The organism is Rhizobium sp. WYJ-E13 (genome assembly GCF_018987265.1).
Taxonomy (GTDB): domain Bacteria; phylum Pseudomonadota; class Alphaproteobacteria; order Rhizobiales; family Rhizobiaceae; genus Rhizobium.
This window is the reverse complement of sequence record NZ_CP076853.1, coordinates 1,882,614-1,904,631: the sequence shown is the minus strand read 5'-3', so window position 1 is coordinate 1,904,631 and position 22,018 is coordinate 1,882,614. Positions and strand designations below refer to the sequence as shown.

Genomic DNA, 22,018 nt, shown 5'->3' with positions numbered 1-22,018 from the left:
TGCCATGCTTCTGGATCGTTCCCGTCTCCCCGTCGTCTTCATCCGCACCGATGCCGATGAAGAGACCTCCATCAACGACCAGATCGAGGCGCTGCTGGAGGAGCGGCGACCGTTCGTGCTGGTTACCGATCACGCGCCTGACGGTCACGGGGACGAGACGCAGGAGGAGCGCAAGGAGCGGGCGCTGTTTTTCAAGAAGATCAGGGATCGGATGAGGGCCTATTGCCGGGGCATGATCGTCATCGACGGCGGCAGGCCGATGTCGCCCGCGGCCAAGCTCGCGGCTGTCGCGGTCGGAAAGGCGTTTGGCTTCGCGATCGTATTTGCGGCAGATGAGGAGGAGGCGGAGCGAAAGGGGCGGAGCCTCATCGGCAGCAGGGACGATGCGTGGTTACTCTGACCTCCGGCTTCTGTGATAGAGCAATATGCCGTCGGTTGAGTTTGGCTGCGAGGATCGGCAATGAACATTCAGGATAGATTTGACCCCTCCGTGATCGACGAGGTGTCGCGCCCGGCTTTCAGTTTCATCACGGAGACGACATTCGTCGGCGAGTCCGAACCGCATCGCCATGGCAAGGCGCAGCTGCTTTACGTGATGAGCGGCGTGCTGACGATGAGGGCGGCCGGCGGTGTCTGGACGGTGCCGCCGAATTGCGCGCTGTGGATTCCGGGCGGTGTTCCCCATAGCGGTCGCGTGGCCGGCCATATCAAGATCGGCAATCTCTATATCGACGCGAAACTGACCGGTGGCCTGACGGACGAATGCGGCATTCTCTTCGTCCAGCCCTTCCTGCGCGAGCTGATTTTCCGTCTGGAGCCGCGTCATGACAGTCCTGACATGGCGCCCGAACGGCTTCACCGTCTGGTCGGCGTGCTCTTGGATGAGCTCAGCGCCGCCCCCCTTGAGCCGATCCACCTGCCGATGCCCAGTGATCGCAGGCTGCAGCGGCTCACCGAGGCGATGGTCGCCGAACCCGGCCTGCGCTTCACCATAGACGAATGGGGTGCGCGGGTCGGCGCGAGCAACCGCACGCTCAGCCGCCTGTTCCAGCGGGAGACGGGCATGTCCTTCGTGCGCTGGCGACAGCAGCTGCATATCGGCGTGGCGCTGCAGCGGCTGGCTGCGGGGCAGCTCGTCACCGTCATTGCCGGCGATCTCGGCTATGAGAGCGTCAGCGCCTTCATCGCCATGTTCCGCCGCATGCTCGGAACGACGCCGACGCGCTATTTCAGCGACCAGATTCTGGCAAGCCCGCACAGGCTGGAGATCACGGCGGATTGGCGTGCGGAGCCGGGCGCTGATGGCCCTGATCATGCGAAGGGTTCGGCGTCCAATCTGGTGCCGTTCAGGCGAGAACCGAATTGACCTCGCTCACCTGCTTTTCCCGGCTCTCTTGACGATCCGCCGCCTGATTTGCCTTGTCGATAGGCGTACCCTTTCCGGGTGGGCAGACAGGATCATAATCGGCCCCTGCCGGCCCAAAGCAGTCGGTGCGTCACCGATCTTGCAACGCGTTTACGGTGGGCATTTACCGTAACGTACTTGCCTTGCCCTGTCCCGCAGCGCAGGTTTCCCGTGCAGCTGGCAGGGCTTAACGCTTCAACCTCCTGTTTGGACTTTGCCTTTTTTGGCAGCCGGATAATCCGGCATGGCATTACGCGTCCGCTCTCAATGCAGGCTCGCGCTTCTTCTCAGATCAATCTTTTGCGCGACGGCTCGTCGCAGGAAGGAACCTGAAAATGACAGAGAATGCCGATCGATCAAATTCGTCACGCACCGTGTCGAAGGCTTTTCCAAGGAAACTTCTGGGGTCGTGCTTTGCGGCATTGAGCTTTGCCGCAGCGCTCGCAGTCCCGGCAAGTGCACAGCAGACGCCGGCAAAGCCGAATATCCTTCTCATCGTGTCCGACGACACCGGCTATGGCGATCTCGGCCCCTATGGCGGCGGCGAAGGACGGGGGATGCCGACGCCCAATATCGACAAAATGGCCGATCAGGGAATGCTGTTCTACGATTTCTACGCCCAGCCAAGCTGTACGCCGGGGCGCGCCGCCATGATCACGGGGCGTATTCCCAATCGGAGCGGCATGACGACGGTCGCATTCCAGGGCGAAGGTGGCGGTCTTCCCGCGGCCGAGTGGACGCTGGCTTCCGTTTTAAAACTTGGTGGTTACCAAACCTATTTCACGGGCAAATGGCATCTTGGCGAAGCGGACTATGCGTTGCCGAATGCGCACGGGTTCGACGTGATGAAATATTGCGGTCTCTACCACCTCAATGCCTACACCTACGCCGATCCGACATGGTTCCCGGACATGGACCCGAAGCTCCGGGCGATGTTCCAGAAGGTCACAAAGGGCTCGCTGTCGGGCAAGGCGGGCGAAAAGGCAGTCGAGGACTTCAAGATCAATGGTCAGTACGTTGATACGCCCACTGTGAATGGTACGGCAGGGGTCGTCGGCATTCCCTTCTTTGACAGTTATGTCGAAAAGGCGGCACTGGAGTTTCTTGATGACGCGGCAAAATCCGACAAGCCGTTCTTCATCGATGTCAACTTCATGAAGGTGCACCAGCCGAACATGCCGGCACCGGAATTCGAGCATAAGTCGATGTCCAAGTCGAAATACGCCGACAGCATCGTCGAGCTGGATACCCGCATCGGCCGCATCATGGACAAGCTTCGCGAGACCGGCCTCGACAAGAATACGCTCGTCTTCTACACGACCGACAATGGCGCCTGGCAGGATGTCTATCCCGACGCCGGCTATACGCCATTTCGGGGCACCAAGGGCACGGTCCGCGAGGGCGGCAACCGCGTTCCCGCCATCGCCGTCTGGCCGGGCAAGATCAAGCCCGGCTCAAGGAGTCATGATGTCGTTGGCGGCCTCGATCTGATGGCGACATTTGCGTCGGTCGCGGGCGTTGCGCTCCCCGACAAGGACCGCGAAGGACAGCCGACCATCTTCGATAGCTTCGACATGTCGCCAATCCTTCTCGGAACCGGCAAGTCGGAGCGGACCTCATGGTTCTATTTCACCGAGAACGAACTCTCTCCGGGCGCTGCACGCGTCGGCAACTACAAGGCTGTGTTCAATCTGCGTGGTGACGATGGACAGCCGACCGGCGGCCTGGCGGTCGACAGCAATCTGGGCTGGAAGGGTCCGAATAAGTATGTCGCAACGGTCCCTCAAGTTTTTGACCTCTGGCAGGACCCGCAGGAGCGCTACGACATCTTCATGAACAACTACACCGAGCGCACGTGGACGATGGTGACGATCAGCGCCTCTATCGAGGAATTGATGAAGGCCTACGTCCAGTATCCGCCGCGCAAACTTCAGAGTGCGACCTACACCGGTCCGCTCGAGATTTCGAGATATCAGCAGTTCCAGTGGCTGCGGGATGAGCTGAGCAAAGAGGGATTCAGTATCCCGATGCCGACCGGCAACTGAACCGGCAAGGGGCGGTGCTGTTTGCTTCCGATCGTGACAGCGCCGCTCGAGCCGATCCATCTGCCGATGCCTGCTGATCGCCGGCTGGAGCGGCCGGCCGAGGCGATGGTCGACGAGACCGACCTGCGGTTTACCCCCAATCGTAGAAAAGCATGGCCGCATCGTCATGAGACCGTTTGAGGGGCCGGCCTTCCAGGAAACGGCACGGACCGGGGCCGGCTGCCGTTGCCTGCAGCACCGCGACATCGCCTGACGGGCTGATGTGAAGCGCCGACAGGATATTCGTCGCGAAGGCGCCGGTATCGATGGCAATCCGGTTCGGGAAGATCTCGACGCGTTCGCTTGCGGTGATCGTGTGCCCATGGACGACGATCTTGCCGAACGAGGCGCTGGAATTCAGGAACTCGCCGCGAATCCACATCAGCGTCTCAGCATCCTGCTCGGCCAGGGGAATGCCGGGTTTCAGGCCGGCATGGACGAGGATGTGGTGGTCGAGTTCGACATAGCGCTCGGCAGCGCGCAGGCATTGCAGGTGCTCGTCTCCAAACCTGCGGCGGATCTCGTTTGCGGTAATGGCTGCCTCAAGGGGCAGGCCGTAGGAGAGCATCGTCTCGCTGCCTCCGAGGTCTCGCCAGTGGTTGACAAGATCTGCCCGATCGGCAGGCTCCGTCTCGTCGAGGATCAGAAGAGGGATGGCGTCATGGTTGCCGCGTATCAGTTTCGAGCCCGGTCTGTCGCGCAGCGTGCGAATGACGAGATCCATCGCCTTCCTGCTCTGCGGCCCACGGTCCATGATGTCGCCGAGGAAGACGATCCGGTAGTCGATCGTCTCGTTACGCGCCTTGCCGTCAATGCCTGACAGCAGCGCCTCCAGCAGGTCGGCGCGCCCGTGGACATCGCCGATGGCGAATGTGTGCAGAGAAGCGTTCCCGGTCATCGATGGCTCCGTTGTGGCCCTCGGTATGGCATTGTTTATGCGCTGCGCCAAGCGGTAGATCGGGAAGCAAGCTCCCCCGGAGTTCGCCCGGGCATTCACGAGGTTTCGGCTGATCCATGTGAATTCAACCGTTCACCGAGAGAGTCTTCTCCAGCTCTCCCTGATATCACGAAGGCTTTCAACGGCCGATCTCATGCCGTCCCCTCAAGAGTTCAATGCCTCCAACTCTGCTTCGGAATACATACCTTCGTACTCCCAGCGAAAATGCCTCCGCAAGTTTTTCAGGCATTCATACCAAGAGGGAGCCTCGCACGCTCTAATAACACCCTTCAGGCGGTCTCTGAATGCACCGTAAGTGTATTCCTCAAGAACGATTAGGCCATGGCGTGGGTGTGCAAATCGATGCAGATGGTTCGGCGTTAAAACTACACATTCAAACAAGTCACGGCCGAGTGAACTTACCGGTCCAACGTCGAAGGAAACCTGGAAAATGACATCATGCCGGTTTTGTGCTTCGTACCCATCTGGACTGTCGAGATCGATGACCCAATAGTCATCGGGGAGATCGGCGGACGTAACGCCGGAAATGGCGAGTTGCAGACTTTTCTTTGCAATGCACACGCCGAAAACTCCGATTACTGTCCGCGCATCTGCAGATGATAATAGCCCTGTGAGCGACCGCAATACCTCCATTGGCTCAAAAACAAACGCCACCGGACTTGAGCCACGCCTTCCAGCGTCTGGACGCCCTTACTCGCGATGAGCCAATCACGGGAGCGTTTCGGCGATAGCTGAAGCGATCTTCGTGTTGGTAGCTTTGTTGCGGTGGCCGCGAGATGGGCGCGACATATTGCCAGGAACGCTCTTCACCAGTAAGCGATCGGTTCTCGAGGTCAATCCAGCCCGTCAATTCAGGCCGGCACGGGCAAGTCCCTCGATCAGGCGCTCCCGATCCTCGGCGCGGATGAAAGACGATGTTGCTGCGACCGCGCCCCGTGAGATGTCAGGAACGAGCGACTTGAGTCGTCCGAGCAAGTCCGTGGCAGCCTCCTGGTTGTCCAGAAGTCCGGCACAGGCGGTGCCGATGATCAGCGGAAGCGCATGGCCGGACCGCAGGCGATGCGCCTCCCGTGCATAACGCAATCCAAGCTCATAATTCGCGCCCTGGAAGTAAGCCATGGCGTAGTAGAACTGAAAGTCGCCGAGAAAAGCCTCGCGCGGGCTCAGTCTGAGGGCGTAGTCGATGCAAGGAATGGCGTCCGCCGCGCGGCCCGCGTTGGCATGCGCAAGTCCCAACTGGCCGTGTGCGAACGCGGAGTTGGGGTTGATCGCGACAGCCTGGCTGATCGCTGCCATCGCCAGGACATTGTCGCGCGTCGCAAAGGCTATCATCGCCTGCGCAAGGTAAGCCCACGGTTCCTTATCGTCGGCGGCAATGGCTTTTTGGACGATATCCCTGGCAAGGGCCACGGCGTATCCCATGTCCTCCCATCCCTGGAACGCGCGCCACATCATAATCCAACCTTTCATGGCGAGCGCCTGGGCATAATCGGGAGCCAGTCCGATTGCCCGATCAAGCAGGGGGAGCATCTTCCGGCTGCTCTCCTCAGATAGTTGGGAACACAGGAACACTGCCCGCACGACACATTCCCAGGCATCAAGGCCATGATGCGGCTTGGGGCTTTCGCGGGCATGCTCTGCCGCCAGGAGTTCCGGCCCGATGCGGCCGACGACGCTTGCGGTGATTTCGTCCTGAATGACGAAGATGTCGCCGAGGTCGCCGTCGTACCTCTCGGCCCAGAGATGGGCTTCGGAGGCCGCATCGATGAGCTGCGCGGTCACCCTCACGTGGTTGCCGGACTTGCGGACACTGCCCTCGAGAACATAGCGGATCCCGAGTTCGCGCCCGATGGCGCGCACATCCACGGGCTTTCCCTTGTAGGTGAACATCGTGTTGCGGGCGATCACGAAGAAGCCCCTGAGCTTGGACAGCGCGGTGGTGATGTCTTCGGTGAGCCCATCGCTGAAGAAGTCCTGCTCCGGGTCGGCGCTCATGGCGTTGAACGGCAGCACGGCAATGGATGGTCGGTCCGGAAGTGCGGGCCTGGGCGATACCGTTCGTGCGGTCGTCCCTTCCAGAAGGAGGCGGTACAGTCGCACCGGCCGCTCCATGTTCTTGAGCGCGCGTTCGCCGAGGTACTCGTAGTCGCAGTCAAGCTTGCCCTGGAGGTGATCGTATGCCGTGCCGGAAATGCAAATGCCGCCTGGATCCGCCAAGGTCTGGAGGCGGGCAGCGATATTGACGCCATCGCCGTAGAGATCCCCATCTACCTCGTGGATCACATCGCCGAGATTGACGCCGATCCGGAAGATGATGCGTTGCTCCGTCGGGATATCGGCCTGGTGCTCGGCAACGCCCTTCTGGACGGCGACCGCGCACGCGACGGCATCGACGACCGAGCCGAACTCCACGAGCGCACCGTCGCCCATCAGCTTGACAATACGGCCCTGATACTCGGCCAGCAGCGGATCGATCACCTCCCGGCGCAGAACCTTCAGGGCCGACAAAGTCCCAGCCTCGTCATGTTCGACGAGGCGGGAATAGCCGACGACATCGGCGGCCAGAATCGCGGCCAGCCGCCGCTCCGCTCTTGCAGTTGCCATGGCTGTCTCTCCCTCAGGAGATCCGCCGGATGAAACCCCAGCGATTGACGCGATATGCATCATCCGCCCGACACCGGACCGTGCTGGTTCATGATACCACTGAGACGGTCATGTGGCGACGCTTCACGAGAGTGCCGCCTTCAACAGGAATGGAATCCGCGAAGCGGTCACTGCAAAGGTTTGTCGCGCTCCAATGGAAGGAGGGCGCCATCAGAAGGAGGGTCCGTTTTCGGGACTTCGAACCCAGATCACCCTCACACCAGCGACCGCCTCGCCACCTCGATCACCTTTTGCGTCAGGCCCACAAGCCGGTCGGCGGCAAGGCGGCTGATCTGCCAGTAGAGCACGACATCGAGAGGCGTGCCCGATATCAGCTCGACGAGGCGGCCGGCCTTGATGTGGTGCTCGGTCAGGTGGATCGGGTTCATGCCCCAGCCCATGCCGAGCAGGGCGGCATCGAGAAAGCCCTGTGTGGCCGGCAGCCAGTGCGTCGGTGCGTTGACATCTGTCGCAAACGTGCGGCGGATCCAGTCTGCCTGCAGGCGGTCCTTCTGATTGAAGGTGATGGACGGGGCGCGGGCAAGCGCTTGCGGGGTGACGCCATCGGGAAAATAGCGGCGGACGAATTCGGGGCTTGCGGTCGCGTGGTAGCGCAGCGCGCCGAGCGAGTAGCGGCGGCAGCCGGCGACCGGCCTTTCCATGCTCGTGACGGCGGCGATGACGCGGCCGCGCTCCAGCCATTCGGCCGTGTGGTCCTGATCGTCGACGGAAATGTTCAGGAGATAGTTGGAGGTTTTCGAGAAATCCGCCATCGCCTCCAGAAACCAGGTGCCGAGGCTGTCGGCGCTGGTGGCGATCCGCAGCGTGACGTGCTGTTCGGGACTGTCGCGGTCGCTGAGATCAGGCAGGTGCTCCAGCAATTCGCTTTCCAGCATGCCGACATTTTCCATGTGCCGGCAGAGCCAGTCGCCCTTTTCCGTAGCCGTGCACGGCGTGCCACGCACGACGAGGGCGGTGCCCAGGCGCTCTTCCAACTGCTTGATGCGCTGCGAGACGGCCGATGGCGTGACGTTCAGGATGGCGGCGGCCTTTTCGAAGCTGCCGGTCTGGACCACGGCAAGCAGCACGCGGAGGGCGGGATAATCGATCATGGGTAAGTTATGCTTAATTGACGTTAGGAAGATTAACTATCCTAATCCGCCCGATCCGTCTACGGAGCGTCTCAACAACGCGATGGAAACCTCTGATATCATGGACTTTACGACCTACTTCACCGGCTTGGCCGCCGGGCTCAGCCTGATCGTCGCGATCGGTGCGCAGAATGCTTTCATCCTGCGGCAGGGGTTGCGCAAGGAATATGTGTTTGCCGTCTGCCTGGCCTGTGCTCTCTCGGATGCGATCCTGATCGTCGTCGGTGTCACCAGCCTGCAGCAGGTGGTAAACCTCATGCCCTGGCTCGATCCGGTCATGCGCTATGGTGGAGCGGCATTCCTCATCTGGTATGGGGTGAAAAGCCTCTATTCGGCGGTGCGGTCGTCAGGCGCGCTGCAGGTTGCCAACGGGGCGGGGGCGAGCTTCGGCAAGACGATGGCCATGTGCCTGGCGCTCACCTGGCTCAACCCGCATGTCTATCTCGACACGGTCATCCTGCTCGGCACGATCTCGACGCGTTTTGCCGGCCATCAGGCGGCGTTTGCCGCAGGCGCTGCGACCGGTTCCTTCCTGTTCTTTTTTTCATTGGGATATGGTGCGGCCTGGCTCCGCCCCATCTTTTCACGGCCGGCGTCCTGGCGCATTCTCGAAACCATCATCGCCTGTGTCATGTGGCTGATCTCGTTCAGGCTCCTGAACGGCATGTGAGGTCTGCGCACGCTTCTAGGGAAATCGGAATGTCATTCGATACGCATCACCTTGCCCTCGTCTTCACCGCCTATATCATCGCTGCAGCCAGCCCCGGTCCCAGCAATATGCGCATCATGGGCGTCGCCATGCATCAGGGTCGCCAGTCGGCGCTGATGATTGCGGCCGGTGTCGTCAGCGGCTCGCTCTTCTGGGGCTCGATGGCGGCGACCGGCGTTTCCGCCATTCTGGCGCAATATGCCCAGGCGCTCATCGTTCTGAAGATAGCAGGCGGTCTATACCTCATGTTCCTGGCCTACAAGGCCGGCAAATCCGCCATGACCTCCGACGAGAAGCAGGGCAGGGCGATCGATGCCATCAGGCCGGCCTCGGGCTTCAGCCTCTATCGGCGCGGGTTGCTCATGCATCTGACGAACCCGAAGGCGCTGCTCGGCTGGATCGCGACCATGACGCTCGGCCTCGGTCCGGGCGCGACGCCGGCGACAGTCGCCGTCATCCTTGCGGGCTGCGCTATTCTGAGCATCACCATCTTCTGCGGCTATGCGCTGGTCTTCTCCACCGCGCCGATGATCCGCATGTATCGCCATGCGCGGCGCTGGATCGAGGGCACGCTGGCCCTCGTCTTCGGGGCGGCGGGCATGAAGCTCCTGCTGTCACGTGCATAGAAGGAAATTCCCGATGCCGCTTTTTCATGGCCTTTCCGCCTTTCCGATCACGCCGACCGACGCCTCCGGCAACGTCGATACCGGCGCGCTCGCCACGCTGCTTGCCCGCATTCAGGCCGCTGGCGCGGATTCCATTGGCTTACTCGGCAGCACCGGCGCTTACGCTTTCCTGTCGCGCGGAGAGCGCCGCCGGGCGGTGGAAACGGCGATGTCTGCTGTCGGCGGCAAGATCCCTGTCATCGTCGGCGTCGGCGCGCTCAGGACGGATGAGGCGCAGGCGCTTGCCAGGAATGCGCGGGAACTCGGGGCGAACGGCCTTCTGCTGGCGCCGGTTTCCTATACGCCGCTCACAGACGACGAGGTCTATGAGCATTTTGCAGCCGTCGCCGATGCCGGGCAGCTGCCGCTCTGCATCTACAACAATCCGGGCACGACGAAATTCACCTTCAGCGTCGAGCTGATCGCCCGGCTTGCGAAGCTCGGTACGGTGAAAGCGGTGAAGATGCCGTTGCCCGCCAATGGCGATTTCGCAGAGGAGATCGGAAGTCTCCGCTCGGTGACGCCTGACGGTTTTGCGGTCGGCTACAGCGGCGACTGGGGTGCTGCGGATGCGCTCCTGGCAGGCGCCGATGGCTGGTACAGCGTGGTTGCGGGCCTGCTGCCCGCCGAGGCGCTGAAGCTGACGAGGGCGGCGCAGGCGGGTGACACCAAGGACGTGGGACGCATCAACGATGCCTTCGCGCCGCTCTGGGCGCTGTTCAAGGAATTCGGCAGTTTCCGCGTCATGTACACCATTGCCGATCTCATCGGCCTCGGCCGGTTTGCGCCGCCGCGCCCGGTGCTCGGTCTTCCGGAGGCAGCACGTGGGCGGGTGCGTGAGGCGCTTGAGAGTTTGGGCGCGGCTGTCGGCTGCTAGGGCATTCCGTCCTACTGGAATTGCTCCAGTCAGTGGGGCGCGGCCCGCCCGGAATGATCCGGGCGGGCCCGATGTTGTCAGGCCTCGCGGGGTATTCGAAACCAGGCAACATAGAGAGCCGGCAGGAAGAGCAGCGTCAGGACCGTGCCGACGACAATGCCGCCCATCATCGCGTAGGCCATGGGTCCCCAGAAGATTTCCCTGGAGATCGGGATCAGCGCGAGTGTCGCTGCGGCAGCCGTCAGCATGATCGGGCGCATTCGGTGCTCCGTCGCTTCGATGACGGCCTGCCAGGGTGGCACGCCCTCGCTTCGAAGGTGCTCGATCTGCACGATGAGGATCACCGAGTTGCGGATCAGGATGCCAATCAGCGCCAGGATGCCGAGGATTGCGACGAAGCCCATGGGTGAATTGCTGAAGAGCAGTGCCGCGACAACGCCGATCAGCGCGGTGGGGGCGACGGCGAAGACCAGGAAGAGCCTGCTGAAACTCTGCAGCTGGATCATCAGGATCGTCGCCATGGTAAACAGCATCAGCGGCGCGACTGCCACGATCGGTCCCTGCGCCTTGGCGCTTTCCTCGATCGAGCCGCCGTCGACGATGCGGTAGCCGCTCGGAAGGCCCTTGCGGAACTCGTCGACTTTCGGCGCCAGTTCGGTGACGATCGTCGCCGGCTGTGTCGGTCCCACCACCGCCGCCTTGAGGGTGACGGTCGGTATGCGGGTGCGCCGCCAGATCGTCGGCTGCTCCAGTTCGTAGTGGAAGTTCGCAACCGCCGACAGAGGAACCGAGTTGCCGTTGGAGCCGGCAAGCTGAAGGTTCTGCACCGTCTCGATCGAGCCTCGCTCGGAGGTCTCGGCCCGGCCGATCACTTCGACGAGATAGATGTCGTCGCGGATCTGCGTGGCCGCCGATCCCTCGACGATGCTGTTGAGCGCCGTTGCGATATCCTGCGAGGAGACGCCGAGCTGGCGTGCCTTGTCCTGGAGAACATCGACCTTGACCACGCGGGACGGTTCGTTCCAGTCGTAGGTCATGTTGGAGAGCAGCGGATGCTGGCCGACGATGCCGGCAAGCTGGTGGGAGAGATCACGGACCTTCTGGATGTCAGGCCCGCTGACGCGATATTGCACGGGCTTGCCGACCGGCGGGCCGATGTCGAGAAGCTTTACGAAGGCGTCGGTGCCGGGGAAGGTCTTCGTCAGATAGGCCTGCAGCTCCTCCTTGACCTTGTCGCGGACGTCGAGCCCCTTGGTGACGATCACGGTCTGGCCGAAGGAGACATCGGGCGTCTGCACGTCGAAGGACAGGATGAAGCGGGGCGCCCCCTGGCCGACATAGCTCGTCCAGTGGTCGATATCCTTGTTATTGGCCAGCATCTCGCTTTCGAACTTCGCCATCTGCTTGTTCGTCTCCGAAATCGAGCTGTTCTGCGGCAGGTTCCAGTCGACGATCAGTTCCGGCCGGTCGGAGGAGGGGAAGAACTGCTGCTGCACAAGGCTCATGCCGCCGATGGAGACGGCAAACACCGCCACCGTCGCGCCGATGGTTATCCAGCGCCAGCGCAGGGCCAGGCCGAGCAGCCAGGCGAAGATCCGCGCGAAGCGACCCTTCTGCTCGTGATGCGATTTCATGGTCTTTGGCAGGATGGACACGCCGAGCAGCGGCGTGAACAGCACCGCCACCACCCATGACACCACGAGCGAGACGGCAATGACCACGAAAAGGGTGAAGGTGAACTCGCCGGCGGCGCTGGAGTTCAGTCCGACGGGGATGAAGCCCGCGACCGTTACCAGCGTACCCGTCAGCATCGGGAAGGCGGTCGAGGTATAGACGTATGTCGCGGCCTTCCTGAGATCGTCGCCGACCTCCAGGCGGGCCACCATCATTTCCACGGCAATCATCGCGTCATCGACCAGGAGGCCAAGGGCGATGATCAGTGCGCCCAACGAGATACGCTGCATCGAAATGCCGGTATAGGCCATGACGAGGAAGGTGATCGCCAGCACCAACGGAATGGAGATGGCAACCACGAGCCCTGCGCGCACGCCGAGGCTGATGAAGCTGATCGCCAGCACGATGACGATCGCCTCGAACAGCGCGCGCGTGAAGCCCGACACGGCCTCATCCACGACGGCGGGCTGATCGGAGACGCGCTCGACGTCGACGCCAACAGGAAGGTCTGCGGTGACCTGCTCGATCTCCTTGTCGAGCGCTTCGCCGAATTCCAGCAGGTTTGCGCCCGTCTTCATGCCGATCGCAAGCCCGATCGCCGGCTGGCCGTTATAGCGGAACAGCGCGGAGGGCGGATCGACGTAACCGCGCTTGATCGTGGCGACATCGGTCAGCGGAAAGAAGCGGTCGTTGACGCGAAGATTGATCGATTTCAGGCTTTCCTCGGAAGTGAACTGGCCGCTCACCCGCAAGGCGATGCGCTCGGGACCGGCATCGACGAAGCCGGATTGTGTGACGGCATTCTGCGCCTGCAGCGTCTCGATCACGGACTGCTGGTTGAGGCCGAGGGCGGCAACCTTGCGCGTCGAAATTTCAAGATAGATCGCTTCGTCCTGTGCGCCGATTATGTCCACCTTGCCGACATTTGGAACCGTCAGCACTTTTGCGCGCGCGTCCTCGACCAGATCGCGGAGTTGGCGCTGCGTCAGCCCGTCACTGGTGAAGGCGTAGATATTGCCGAAGACATCGCCAAAGCGATCGTTGAAGAACGGCCCGACGACGCCGCTCGGGAAATCTCCCTTGATGTCGCCGATCATGTTGCGCACGCGCATCCAGATGGCATTCACATCCCTAGCCTTGGTCGTCGGCAGCAGTTCGACGAAGATCGTCGTCTGCCCGGCAACCGTCTCGCTCTTCGTGTAATCGAGCGATTCAAGCTCTTCGAGTTTCTTTTCGACACGGTCGGTGACCTGTTTCGTCACTTCCTCGGCCGAGGCGCCAGGCCATTGCACCTGGATGATCATGGTCTTGATGGTGAAATTGGGATCTTCCTCGCGGCCGAGGCTGATATAGGAAAAGGCGCCGGCCAGAATGAAGACGATCATGAAGTACCAGACGAGCGAACGATGTTCGAGCGCCCAGTCGGACAGGTTGAATTTTTTCACGGAGACTATTCCTCAGTCTATTCTGACGGCCTGGCCATCGACGAGTTTGTGAACACCGGCAACGACGATCCGATCACCCGGGCTGACGCCTTCGGCGATGCGAACGGAGCCTCCCTCGGGGATGTCTCCGTCGATCCTGATCGGGCGGATGGAAACCTTGGCGGCGGCGGTGTCGACCACCCAGACATTGGGCTTTCCGTCCTTCGTCAGGATGGAGGAGGAGGGGAGCAGGATCGTCGGTTGGGCGTCCACGGTTGCGGTTGCCGTGACGACCGAGCCCAGGCGAAAGGCGGCAGGCGGATCGATGAGCGCTATCTTCGTGCGCCGCGTGCGGGTCGTCGCCTCGGCTTCGGGCGCGATTTCCCTCACCGTACCGCTCGTGCGGATGGTCGGGTCGAGCTGCAGGGCGATCTCGAAGGGCGAGCCCACCTTGAGGCCGTCGAAGCTTGCGACGGGTATGTCGATCACCGCATCGCTCTGTTCCGGGCGGGCGATGGTAACGATGCTCTGACCGGCGGCCACGACCTGGCCGACTTCGGCCGAGGTTGCCGTCACGACGCCGTCGAATTCCGCCCGGAGCTGGGCATATCCGAGCTGCTCTTCGGCCTTGTCGAGATTGGCCTGGGCCTTGGCGACCGCGGCGACGGCGCTCTTGCGCCCGAGCTCGGCCTCCTCGTAGGCCGCTTCGGTTCCCGACCGGCTCTCGAGCAGGGATCGCTGACGTTCTTCGGTGGAGGCGGCATTCGTCAGCTGCGCCTGGGCGTTCGAAAGTTCGGACTGCGAACTCTTGACTGCAAGCTCCAGCGCCAGCGGATCGATGGCGGCAACGACATCGCCCTTCTTGACGACATCGCCGACGCTGACCTTGCGCGCGATGACCCGTCCGAGGACGCGGAAGGCAAGCTGCGTCTCGATCCTCGCCTCGACCGTGCCCGGCAGGGTCAGCGCGGAGGCGGCGGTCGATTTGACGACGGCGGAAAGGACGGGACGCGGCGGCTCGTTATGGGCTTCCGCCTGCTTCTGGCAGGAGGTCAGCAGCAATGATCCGAGGATCGCAAGGCCGGCTGTGATACGGATATTCATTCTGCGGCTTCCTTGTCATAGGTGACGACCTCGCCCGGTCGCAGGAACTTCGTGCCGTCGACGACGACGATGTCTCCGGGGGAAACACCCGCGCGCACCGCAAAACGGCCGGTTTCATAATCGGAGACATCGACCGGGTGCAGCGACACGCTCGACGAGGCGGGTTCGATGATCCAGACGGCCGGTTGGCCGCTCTTGGAGGCCATGGCCGACCACGGCAGCTCGATCGCGTCCTGCGCTTTGGTGCGGAAGGAGCCGACGACGGGAGCGCCGAGCTGCATGTCCGGCGTTGCTTCGAGACCCACCTTGACCCTGATCGTTCCGGTCGACGGATCGATCGTCGGCGAGATTTCGCGCACGGAAGCTTCCGTTTTGTGCGATGGCGCCGAAAGGGGGCTGACGGCGACCGTGTTTTCGAGGTTGCGGCCGAGATAAAGCGACTCGAAGACGTTGAAGACGGCGTCACGCGGCCCGTCATGCGCAAGCGTGAAGATGAGCTGCGCCGCCTGGGCGACCTGGCCGACTTCGGCGTTTCTGGCGGTGATGACGCCGTCGGCATCGGCGCGCAGTTCGGTGTAGGAAAGGGCATCCTGCGCCGTATCCAATTGCGCCTGCGCCAGTTTCACGCTGCCCTGAGCGGTCAGCAGCGTTTCCTGGGCCTGATCGAGTGCGGCGCGGGTCGCAACCTGCGTCCTGAAGAGGTTCTGCTGCCGGTCGAAGGCGAGCTGCGCCTGCGTCTGCTGGGCAATGGCCGACTGCAGGTTTGCCGTGGCGACGCCGAGATCGGCCCTCTGTTCCTCGGCGTCCATGCGCGCGAGCACCTGTCCGGCCTTCACCGACGAGCCGACATCGACGAAACGCTCGACGATGCGTCCGCTGACCCTGAAGGACAGGTCGCTTTCGACGCGGGCGCTGACCTCGCCTGTTATGGCGTTGGTTTCGACTGTCGGCGTGACCTTGGCCACGACGGCTTCTACATTTTTCGGCTTTGCCTCAGTCGCTTTTTGCTCTTCGCATGAGGCGAGCGCGATTGCGCTGACGCCCAGCCAGACGGCAACAAGGACAGTTTTCATGATTTACCCCTTGTATCAGTTCGGCAGAGGAATAATATTGACTAACCCATCAGTCAATGAAAATTTCTTGACGCCCAGCGACAAAAAAAGCTCAAGGTGAGGAATGCCCGATACGAAGAAACTGACACGCGCCGAGCAGAAGGCCCGCCGGCCCATAGAGATCCTGGAGGCGGCATTCGAAGAGTTCGTCGAGCGCGGCTATATCGCGACACGCGTTGAGGATATTGCCGCCAGGGTCGGGGTCACGAAGGGAACGATCTATGTTTACTTCGAGACCAAGGAGCAGCTATTCGAAGCGATGATCAGGCACATTTCAGTGCCCCTGGAAGGTCTTCTGGCGAGCGCAAATGAGTTGAAGGGGACCGCCACGGAGCGGCTCCAGAAAACGATCGAGCTGATCTACGATCTCGTGACCAGGGATCGCAGATTGCGCGAGCTGATGCGGTTCATCATCGCCGAAGGCTTGCGCTTCCCCCAGATCGTCGACAGGCATCACGAGGCATTCATCGATCCTCTTGACTGGCAAATGCAGTCTCTCATCGATGACGGCGTAAGGCTTGGCGAATTCCGCTCGGCGCCGGCCGCGTTCGCCGATGCCGTCGTGGCGCCCGCCATCACCTTCCTGTTCTTCAAGCTGCTCTTCGACGAGCGGCGAGTTCTGGACAAGGATGCGTACGTGAAAGCGCATATCGATCTCGTCCTGCACGGGTTGTTGGCCTGATCGGCAAGGCGATGAAATGCGCTTTGATGGTTGGGGCTACATCAAACGTTGATCACTGACCTGTTTGCCAGGACCGAAGCTCTTCCAGACCCTGTTCGTGGGAAACTACCGGTACGTATGACAGCTCACGCCGCGCCTTGCCGATGTCGAGGGATACCTCGACTGCTGATGTGGCATAGGATTGAAGCGTCAGCGGCGGAACGATCCTGCCGCGGGAGATGGCCGCGAGCATATCGCCGATGGCGGCGATCGCTCTGACGAGCGGGCGCGGAATGGAGTTTTTCGGCGCGGTCAGCCCTTGCGTCTCCAGCAGGGCCGACACGAAAGCCCGGAAGGGCACCGGGTCGCCATCGGCGATGAAATAGATTTCGCCGCCGCGCCCATGCGCAAGCGCAAGCTCGACGGCTGTGCAGAGATTGGCGATATGGGTGGTCGATGTCAGATATTGGCCGCCGCTGATCCAGGCGAATTTTCCGGATCGGACGGCTTGCATCAGTGCGGGAAGGGCCGTCGTGTCGTCGCGGCCCCAGACGAAGCGCGGGCGCAGCACGGTGACGGGAAAGCCCGGAGTGCTGTTTGCCAGCGCGATGCGCTCGGCTGCCGCCTTGCTGCGCGAATAGCCGCCGGCGGGCCGACGGGGCAAGGGCGCGGTCTCATCGACATCAACCAGTGGCTTGCCGGTCGCCAGAACCGACTCCGTGCTGAGATGGATCACTTTGCGGACGCCCGCGGCACGGGCGGCCTCGATGACGAGACGAGTGCCATCCTCGTTCACGTGCCGCTGCCCGGCGGTCGGCGGGCCATGGCCGGTATCCGCAGCCGCGTGGATGAGGGCGTCATGGCCCGATATGCCGGATGCCAGACCATCGTCGAGGATATCGCCCCGGCAGGGAGTGGCGCCAAGTGCCCGGACGATCTCTGCGGACCTGCCGCTGCGGGCGAGCGCGGTGACCTCGATTCCGCGGGCAATGAAGTGGCGGATCAGGTTGCGGCCGACGAAGCCGCTTCCTCCGGTCAGAAAGATGCGCCGGAAGGGCGCGCGTTCATCCGTGGCCGCGGCGGCTGCGCCAATGCTCGTATCGGTCATGTCGTCCTGCCTGAAAGGTTGGGAGATCAGTTCGTCCTGATGGCCGGAAGGTCGATCTCCTGGGGTTCTGTCGTCACCAGCCAGTTGATTTCGCGGATGAGCCTGTCGCGGTCCTCGCGGGCGAAGTGATGGAAGTCGAGATATTCGAGGAATTTCAGACCTTCGAGCGCGAGATAGGCGAGCAGCGCCCCGCGCGGGGAGGAGGATGTCTCGATGATCCTTGATATCGTCGCGGCCTGGTTCGCCTGCATCTTTTCGCGTAGCCCGGCATCGAGTGTCAGGGCCGCACTCAGGTTCAGGGCAACGGCCCGGAATTCCTCGGGCGGCGGCTCGGCAGCAGCGGCGATGCGTCCCTTGACGGCGCGATTGCTTGGGTCGGCGAGCTGTTCCTCGATATGGGCGTGATGCGCATTGTCGCGCCGGAAGGCACGATCGACGACGGCCTCGACCAGCGCCTGCTTGGACTTGTGGTCGTAAAGCACGCTCGCCTTGTTGACGCCTGCTTCCCTGGCGACGGCATCGACCGTGAGGTTTGCGGCGCCATCGCGCCCGACAACACGCTCGGCGGCGTCAAGCACGGCCTGTTGATCGATGACACGTTTCCTGCCCATTGCCCAATCCTGATTTATTTCCATCCGGATGGATATAAATAATGGGCGACCGGCCTTGTCAAGCCTTGGCGATGACGAACGAGGGGTTGGCCGGCTTGGTCAACAAACCAGGGAGCGCCAAGGGCGCCGGGTGTCAGGGACACCCGGCTTCGCCGCCACCGTGCCTGATGTCATTCCACCGGCATGAGAACCGGTGCGTCCTTCTTCTTCAGCAGCACGACGATGAATTTCGCCGGTTTGGTCTTGCTCGCATTGCGGCTGACTAGGTGAATGTCGGTGGGACTTTCGTAAAATGTCTCTCCCGGCGAGACGGTGACTTCTTCTTTGCCCTTGAGCTGCATCACGATCGAGCCCTCGATAACGTAGACGAATGCATCTGCCTCATGCTTGTGAATGGGCGTGGACCCTCCCGGCTCATACTCGACCGATATCATCAGCCCTTCCTTGCCGGGATAATCCGGAAGGTCCTTTTTCATGATCGGGGTGACGGTTGCCGCTTCGGCGGCGGCGGCCGGCAAAGCGCCGAGGCAAATCGAAGCCGACAGGCATAGCGATAACAAAGCTGAATTCATTGTCGTAATCCTTCTGCTCGTTGAATGCGGATCTGGGTTGATGCTTGGATCAATTTCGGCTGCAGGGATTTACGTCGGCCTTTGGGACTGTCGAAACCAATCCTCGAAGCCGATCCTGCCTATCCTCGCGCCCTCGCCGGGCACGAGCGAGCGATCGTCCAGTTCGGAGCCGAAATAGCGCGCATGAACGTCTGGCTCGACCGTCCTCGGATCATTGGCCGCTTTCAGATAGCGGGCGACGATCTCGTACATCGGACCGCGCTCGGGACCGGCAATCTCGATCGTGGCGTTCTGCGGCTTTGCAAGTGCTGCATCCGCCACCGCATCGGCAACGTCATCCGATGCGATAGGCTGGAAAGCCGCAGGAGAAAGACGCGCGACGGTGCCGACGGTGGCTTCGTCGGCGATGCCCTTCAGGAATTCGAAGAACTGGGTGGAATGGACGATCGTGTACGGAATAGACGATGCCTTGATGAGTTTTTCCTGGGCGAGCTTGGCCCTGAAGTAGCCGTTCTCGGGCAGTCGCTCCGTTCCAACGATCGAGAGCGCGACATGGTGCTTTACGCCGGCCTTGGCTTCGGCGGCGAGCAGATTGCGGCCCGAGGTTTCGAAGAAGTCGAGGACCGCCTTGTCTTCCCACGACGGAGAGTTTGCAAGATCGACGACGACGTCGGCGCCATCAAGCGCGTTCGTCAGGCCTTCCCCTGATATTGTGTTGACGCCGGTGCTCGGCGAGACGGCCAGCACCTCATGGCCCTTGCTGCGCAGACGCGCTGCGGTCTTGGACCCGATGAGCCCTGTGCCGCCGATAAGAACGATTTTCATGACGAGCCTCCCTGTTGACGCCCCTCCCGGGCGGATGTCTCAAGTCTGGATTGCGCAAGCCGCAATGAGCCGCGAATGGATTTGAGGCTTGGGCAAGTCGAAGTCGCGTCGTCTATCGTTGCCATGGGTGAGGTCAGGCGAGAGCGAGCCTGAAATCGCGATAGCGGGCACAATCTTCCTCGATGAACTTAGGCGGCCCGGCCCAAATGGCGAGAGGCGCGAAGATTGAATATCAGCATCGAATTCCGGTCGAGTCGGGAGTTTTTGACGTCGACGTCCGCAATTCGCAGATGGCGATGACTCTTTTCACCGTAACCGGTGTTCCGCTCCCACGTTGTCCTCGTCGCCCTGATCTGTGATCGCGTATCGATGGACGAGCAACGGGAGTTTCTCCATGGAGAGTACATTGGAGGTTCTCACGACCAGGAAGTCTGGGCGTGAGACGCATCGGCATTGGACAGATGAGGTTAAGGCGCAGATCGTTTCAGAAAGCCTTCGACCAGGAGCGTTGGTGAATGAGGTCGCAGAGCGGCACGGCTTCTTTGAGCAACGTTGACAAAATGCTTGCTGTCGCGAGCAGATACGAAGAATAAGCGTGCAAGGCCGCAATCGGCGCGAAGCGGAAGGCGGCAGTCGGCCCAAAACGGACATTGCTCAAGTGAAGGCGGCGGCCTTACGGCTGGGCAGAAGATACCAAATGACCGAAATCAAAACGACTGCGCCGCCCACAAGGACTGGCGGCACGATATCCTCGCCAAGGAAAACCCAGACCCATACCGGACCAAGGATGACATCAAGCATGGATAGTAGCCCGGCTTCCCCGGAAGCGATCCGGCGAGAACCAAGCAACAGCAGCACATAACCAATCCCTGTCGTGAAAATCCCATAGAACGCAGATGCGAGCAGTTGTGTCGATGTCGGTATCGAATATTGCATAAGCGGAAGGGCGATACAGAAACATGCCAACGCGGCAAAGACCGTCATCATCGTCGAATCCATGCTTGGAAACCGCTTGGCGATGACAATCTGTGTGGCGCATCCGGCAGTCATGACAAAGGCAGCAAGGATGCCTAGGAGGTCTTTTGCCGACATCGCGGCCCCGACCGAAATAGCAACTCCCGAGAAGGCGAAAAAGCCGGCCAGGAGAAATCGATAGGTCACCCGATCCCGCAGCCATAGAAAGGCGATTCCGGTCGTAACAAACGGCAGCGTGGCGTAAACCGTCATGACATTCGCAACAGTCGTCCACTGCAGAGACGCGATGTAGGTTATCGCCGCCACCGTGGAGACGGCACATGCAGCCACGCCCGGTATGCCGAAAGTCCTTTCAGCACTTTTCTTCGTCGATATCCGTTGGATCAACACGACAGCACCAAGGGTGATGAACGAGAAGGCTGAGCGCCAAGCGACCATGGACCAGACATCCATGTCGGCGATCCGGACGAAGAGCCCGGCCGTGCTCCATAGAACAGCCGAAGCAACCACGAGATAGATGCCGATAATCCTGCTGCGTGCTATGCTCATCCAAAGCTCGCTCTACGGAGATAAATGTGTGTAAGCAGATGTGTAGACGATTGGTCTAGTGATGGATGGTCAATTTACGACACGAGATCGCCTTGTTTCCGAAGGCATGCGGCAATTGCTGGCGCATGGCTACGAAGGCGTCGGGATCGGGCCGATTCTGAAAGCGGTCGATGTACCGAAAGGGTCCTTCTATTATTTCTTTCAGAGCAAGGATGACTTCGTTGTAGCGGTCATCGAAGCGTACGAGGAAAAGTATCTGCATCTGAGGGAGAAATTCTTCACCGACACGTCGCTCCGCCCGCTGGATCGGCTCGATGCCTACTTCGCATATCTTGAAAACGAGTACAGGACGGAAGCCCCATATGCCGGGTGCCTTTACGGTATGATTGCCCAAACTGCTGCAGGCAGAAGCGCAGTTGTGCTAGACGCACTTGCCACGTCATTTGAGCGCTGGGAGAAAAGTATCCAGGGGCTGCTGATCATCGCGCAGCAAGATGGTGATATCGGCACCGAAGAGAACATCGGCGATCTTACCGCCAGTATCGTTGAGGGGTATGAGGGGGCGCTTATTCGCGCAAAGGCAAAAGAGGGCGTATCGGCATTCACTCGATTTCGCGAAATCGGGCTCAGACGTTTGATTTCGTCCGCAACACACGATGTCCGCTAGTGGCGTTTTGTTGCCGTCAATGTGCAGCGGTAGCTTTCGGAACGGGCCACCGCGCTTGGTATCCTTCAGAATGCGGAGCGGTCGACTGAAGCCGCGGGCCGGGGCCGCCGCCTATGCCCGCAGGATCTTCTCCATCGCCTTTCCCTTGGCAAGCTCGTCGACCAGCTTGTCCAGATAGCGGATCTCCCGCATGGTCGGCTCCTCGATCTCCTCATGAAACCTTTCGATTTGTAATCCGTTTTCG

At 61.2% G+C, this 22,018-nt stretch carries 21 protein-coding genes and 1 pseudogene; 9 read left to right on the top strand and 13 right to left on the bottom strand.

The window, feature by feature from the left end; genetic code table 11:
• Window positions 1–4 precede the first annotated feature (4 nt).
• From KQ933_RS09530 to KQ933_RS09520, 3 genes are all read left to right on the top strand, one after another.
• Window positions 5–400 carry a hypothetical protein gene (locus KQ933_RS09530; protein ID WP_216758538.1) on the top strand — a complete coding sequence of 132 codons (396 nt, stop codon included), beginning with the start codon at window positions 5–7 and terminating at the stop codon, window positions 398–400.
• Between the two features lie 60 nt (window positions 401–460).
• A complete protein-coding gene (locus KQ933_RS09525; RefSeq protein ID WP_216758537.1) occupies window positions 461–1,366 on the top strand; it encodes a helix-turn-helix domain-containing protein in 906 nt (301 codons plus the stop codon).
• 374 nt (window positions 1,367–1,740) lie between these two features.
• Window positions 1,741–3,450: an arylsulfatase gene (locus KQ933_RS09520; RefSeq protein WP_216758536.1), complete on the top strand. Its 1,710-nt coding sequence runs from the start codon at window positions 1,741–1,743 to the stop codon at window positions 3,448–3,450.
• Window positions 3,451–3,580: 130 nt separating this feature from the next.
• On the opposite strand, the gene KQ933_RS09515 is transcribed toward KQ933_RS09520, so the two are convergent.
• From KQ933_RS09515 to KQ933_RS09500, 4 genes are all read right to left on the bottom strand, one after another.
• A complete protein-coding gene (locus KQ933_RS09515) occupies window positions 3,581–4,387 on the bottom strand; it encodes a metallophosphoesterase (protein WP_216758535.1) in 807 nt (268 codons plus the stop codon).
• 204 nt (window positions 4,388–4,591) lie between these two features.
• A complete protein-coding gene (locus KQ933_RS09510; RefSeq protein ID WP_216758534.1) occupies window positions 4,592–5,008 on the bottom strand; it encodes an Imm8 family immunity protein in 417 nt (138 codons plus the stop codon).
• Window positions 5,009–5,293: 285 nt separating this feature from the next.
• Window positions 5,294–7,114, bottom strand: a complete 1,821-nt coding sequence (locus KQ933_RS09505; RefSeq protein ID WP_253958301.1) for an adenylate/guanylate cyclase domain-containing protein — start codon at window positions 7,112–7,114, stop codon at window positions 5,294–5,296.
• Window positions 7,115–7,305: 191 nt separating this feature from the next.
• Entirely contained in the window at window positions 7,306–8,202 is an 897-nt protein-coding gene (locus KQ933_RS09500) for a LysR family transcriptional regulator ArgP (RefSeq protein WP_216758533.1), read from the bottom strand.
• Between the two features lie 100 nt (window positions 8,203–8,302).
• On the opposite strand from KQ933_RS09500, the gene KQ933_RS09495 reads away from it, so the two are divergent.
• Genes KQ933_RS09495 through KQ933_RS09485 form a run of 3 tightly spaced genes read left to right on the top strand, consistent with a single transcriptional unit; the run spans window position 8,303 to window position 10,492 of the window.
• Window positions 8,303–8,911 carry a LysE/ArgO family amino acid transporter gene (locus KQ933_RS09495; RefSeq protein ID WP_216758532.1) on the top strand — a complete coding sequence of 203 codons (609 nt, stop codon included), beginning with the start codon at window positions 8,303–8,305 and terminating at the stop codon, window positions 8,909–8,911.
• A 29-nt stretch (window positions 8,912–8,940) separates the two neighbouring features.
• Complete coding sequence (locus tag KQ933_RS09490; RefSeq protein WP_216758531.1) at window positions 8,941–9,576, top strand: LysE family translocator; 636 nt, start codon at window positions 8,941–8,943, stop codon at window positions 9,574–9,576.
• A 13-nt stretch (window positions 9,577–9,589) separates the two neighbouring features.
• Window positions 9,590–10,492, top strand: a complete 903-nt coding sequence (locus KQ933_RS09485) for a dihydrodipicolinate synthase family protein (RefSeq protein WP_216758530.1) — start codon at window positions 9,590–9,592, stop codon at window positions 10,490–10,492.
• 77 nt (window positions 10,493–10,569) lie between these two features.
• Here the strand turns inward: KQ933_RS09485 and KQ933_RS09480 are convergent, their stop codons facing one another.
• The 3 genes from KQ933_RS09480 to KQ933_RS09470 are packed head-to-tail and all read right to left on the bottom strand — an operon-like array spanning window position 10,570 to window position 15,767.
• Window positions 10,570–13,611 carry an efflux RND transporter permease subunit gene (locus tag KQ933_RS09480; protein WP_216758529.1) on the bottom strand — a complete coding sequence of 1,014 codons (3,042 nt, stop codon included), beginning with the start codon at window positions 13,609–13,611 and terminating at the stop codon, window positions 10,570–10,572.
• Window positions 13,612–13,623: 12 nt separating this feature from the next.
• Window positions 13,624–14,694: an efflux RND transporter periplasmic adaptor subunit gene (locus KQ933_RS09475; protein ID WP_216758528.1), complete on the bottom strand. Its 1,071-nt coding sequence runs from the start codon at window positions 14,692–14,694 to the stop codon at window positions 13,624–13,626.
• A complete protein-coding gene (locus tag KQ933_RS09470; protein WP_216758527.1) occupies window positions 14,691–15,767 on the bottom strand; it encodes an efflux RND transporter periplasmic adaptor subunit in 1,077 nt (358 codons plus the stop codon). The genes KQ933_RS09475 and KQ933_RS09470 overlap by 4 nt, the downstream gene beginning before the upstream one ends.
• Before the next feature lie 103 nt (window positions 15,768–15,870).
• On the opposite strand from KQ933_RS09470, the gene KQ933_RS09465 reads away from it, so the two are divergent.
• Window positions 15,871–16,488: a TetR/AcrR family transcriptional regulator gene (locus KQ933_RS09465; protein ID WP_216758526.1), complete on the top strand. Its 618-nt coding sequence runs from the start codon at window positions 15,871–15,873 to the stop codon at window positions 16,486–16,488.
• A gap of 52 nt (window positions 16,489–16,540) precedes the next feature.
• Here the strand turns inward: KQ933_RS09465 and KQ933_RS09460 are convergent, their stop codons facing one another.
• The 4 genes from KQ933_RS09460 to KQ933_RS09445 all read right to left on the bottom strand — a co-directional run bounded on the left by KQ933_RS09460 (window position 16,541) and on the right by KQ933_RS09445 (window position 19,583).
• Window positions 16,541–17,575, bottom strand: coding sequence for an NAD(P)-dependent oxidoreductase (locus KQ933_RS09460; protein WP_216758525.1), 1,035 nt, complete (start codon window positions 17,573–17,575; stop codon window positions 16,541–16,543).
• Between the two features lie 26 nt (window positions 17,576–17,601).
• Window positions 17,602–18,186 (bottom strand): TetR/AcrR family transcriptional regulator, encoded by a 585-nt coding sequence (locus tag KQ933_RS09455; RefSeq protein ID WP_216758524.1) that lies wholly within the window; start codon window positions 18,184–18,186, stop codon window positions 17,602–17,604.
• Window positions 18,187–18,356: 170 nt separating this feature from the next.
• Window positions 18,357–18,758, bottom strand: a complete 402-nt coding sequence (locus KQ933_RS09450; protein WP_183804214.1) for a cupin domain-containing protein — start codon at window positions 18,756–18,758, stop codon at window positions 18,357–18,359.
• 69 nt (window positions 18,759–18,827) lie between these two features.
• On the bottom strand, window positions 18,828–19,583 hold the full coding sequence (locus KQ933_RS09445; protein ID WP_216758523.1) for an SDR family oxidoreductase: 756 nt from the start codon (window positions 19,581–19,583) through the stop codon (window positions 18,828–18,830).
• Window positions 19,584–19,977: 394 nt separating this feature from the next.
• Between KQ933_RS09445 and KQ933_RS33810 the strand changes: the two genes are divergently transcribed.
• Complete coding sequence (locus KQ933_RS33810) at window positions 19,978–20,139, top strand: transposase (RefSeq protein WP_216758522.1); 162 nt, start codon at window positions 19,978–19,980, stop codon at window positions 20,137–20,139.
• Between the two features lie 98 nt (window positions 20,140–20,237).
• Here KQ933_RS33810 and KQ933_RS09435 read toward each other — a convergent pair whose 3' ends face one another.
• Window positions 20,238–21,107 (bottom strand): DMT family transporter, encoded by an 870-nt coding sequence (locus tag KQ933_RS09435; RefSeq protein WP_216758521.1) that lies wholly within the window; start codon window positions 21,105–21,107, stop codon window positions 20,238–20,240.
• Between the two features lie 61 nt (window positions 21,108–21,168).
• Here KQ933_RS09435 and KQ933_RS09430 point away from each other — a divergent pair, with 61 nt between their 5' ends.
• On the top strand, window positions 21,169–21,774 hold the full coding sequence (locus tag KQ933_RS09430; protein WP_216758520.1) for a TetR/AcrR family transcriptional regulator: 606 nt from the start codon (window positions 21,169–21,171) through the stop codon (window positions 21,772–21,774).
• A gap of 111 nt (window positions 21,775–21,885) precedes the next feature.
• On the opposite strand, the pseudogene KQ933_RS09425 reads toward KQ933_RS09430, so the two are convergent.
• A pseudogene (locus tag KQ933_RS09425) lies at window positions 21,886–22,011 on the bottom strand (DUF2200 family protein); the annotation flags it as partial.
• Window positions 22,012–22,018: the final 7 nt, after the last annotated feature.

What these genes read in the sequence shown, in the direction of transcription:
- KQ933_RS09450 (WP_183804214.1), bottom strand. Translation starts at nt 18,758, where the DNA reads ATGAATTCAGCTTTGTTATCGCTATGCCTGTCGGCTTCGATTTGCCTC.
- KQ933_RS09505 (WP_253958301.1), bottom strand. Translation starts at nt 7,114, where the DNA reads ATGATGCATATCGCGTCAATCGCTGGGGTTTCATCCGGCGGATCTCCT.
- KQ933_RS09500 (WP_216758533.1), bottom strand. Translation starts at nt 8,202, where the DNA reads ATGATCGATTATCCCGCCCTCCGCGTGCTGCTTGCCGTGGTCCAGACC.
- KQ933_RS09455 (WP_216758524.1), bottom strand. Translation starts at nt 18,186, where the DNA reads ATGGGCAGGAAACGTGTCATCGATCAACAGGCCGTGCTTGACGCCGCC.
- KQ933_RS09515 (WP_216758535.1), bottom strand. Translation starts at nt 4,387, where the DNA reads ATGACCGGGAACGCTTCTCTGCACACATTCGCCATCGGCGATGTCCAC.
- KQ933_RS09445 (WP_216758523.1), bottom strand. Translation starts at nt 19,583, where the DNA reads ATGAAAATCGTTCTTATCGGCGGCACAGGGCTCATCGGGTCCAAGACC.
- KQ933_RS09490 (WP_216758531.1), top strand. Translation starts at nt 8,941, where the DNA reads ATGTCATTCGATACGCATCACCTTGCCCTCGTCTTCACCGCCTATATC.
- KQ933_RS09530 (WP_216758538.1), top strand. Translation starts at nt 5, where the DNA reads ATGCTTCTGGATCGTTCCCGTCTCCCCGTCGTCTTCATCCGCACCGAT.
- KQ933_RS09485 (WP_216758530.1), top strand. Translation starts at nt 9,590, where the DNA reads ATGCCGCTTTTTCATGGCCTTTCCGCCTTTCCGATCACGCCGACCGAC.
- KQ933_RS09460 (WP_216758525.1), bottom strand. Translation starts at nt 17,575, where the DNA reads ATGACCGATACGAGCATTGGCGCAGCCGCCGCGGCCACGGATGAACGC.
- KQ933_RS09470 (WP_216758527.1), bottom strand. Translation starts at nt 15,767, where the DNA reads ATGAAAACTGTCCTTGTTGCCGTCTGGCTGGGCGTCAGCGCAATCGCG.
- KQ933_RS09525 (WP_216758537.1), top strand. Translation starts at nt 461, where the DNA reads ATGAACATTCAGGATAGATTTGACCCCTCCGTGATCGACGAGGTGTCG.
- KQ933_RS09520 (WP_216758536.1), top strand. Translation starts at nt 1,741, where the DNA reads ATGACAGAGAATGCCGATCGATCAAATTCGTCACGCACCGTGTCGAAG.
- KQ933_RS33810 (WP_216758522.1), top strand. Translation starts at nt 19,978, where the DNA reads ATGGAGAGTACATTGGAGGTTCTCACGACCAGGAAGTCTGGGCGTGAG.
- KQ933_RS09495 (WP_216758532.1), top strand. Translation starts at nt 8,303, where the DNA reads ATGGACTTTACGACCTACTTCACCGGCTTGGCCGCCGGGCTCAGCCTG.
- KQ933_RS09475 (WP_216758528.1), bottom strand. Translation starts at nt 14,694, where the DNA reads ATGAATATCCGTATCACAGCCGGCCTTGCGATCCTCGGATCATTGCTG.
- KQ933_RS09435 (WP_216758521.1), bottom strand. Translation starts at nt 21,107, where the DNA reads ATGAGCATAGCACGCAGCAGGATTATCGGCATCTATCTCGTGGTTGCT.
- KQ933_RS09465 (WP_216758526.1), top strand. Translation starts at nt 15,871, where the DNA reads ATGCCCGATACGAAGAAACTGACACGCGCCGAGCAGAAGGCCCGCCGG.
- KQ933_RS09430 (WP_216758520.1), top strand. Translation starts at nt 21,169, where the DNA reads ATGGATGGTCAATTTACGACACGAGATCGCCTTGTTTCCGAAGGCATG.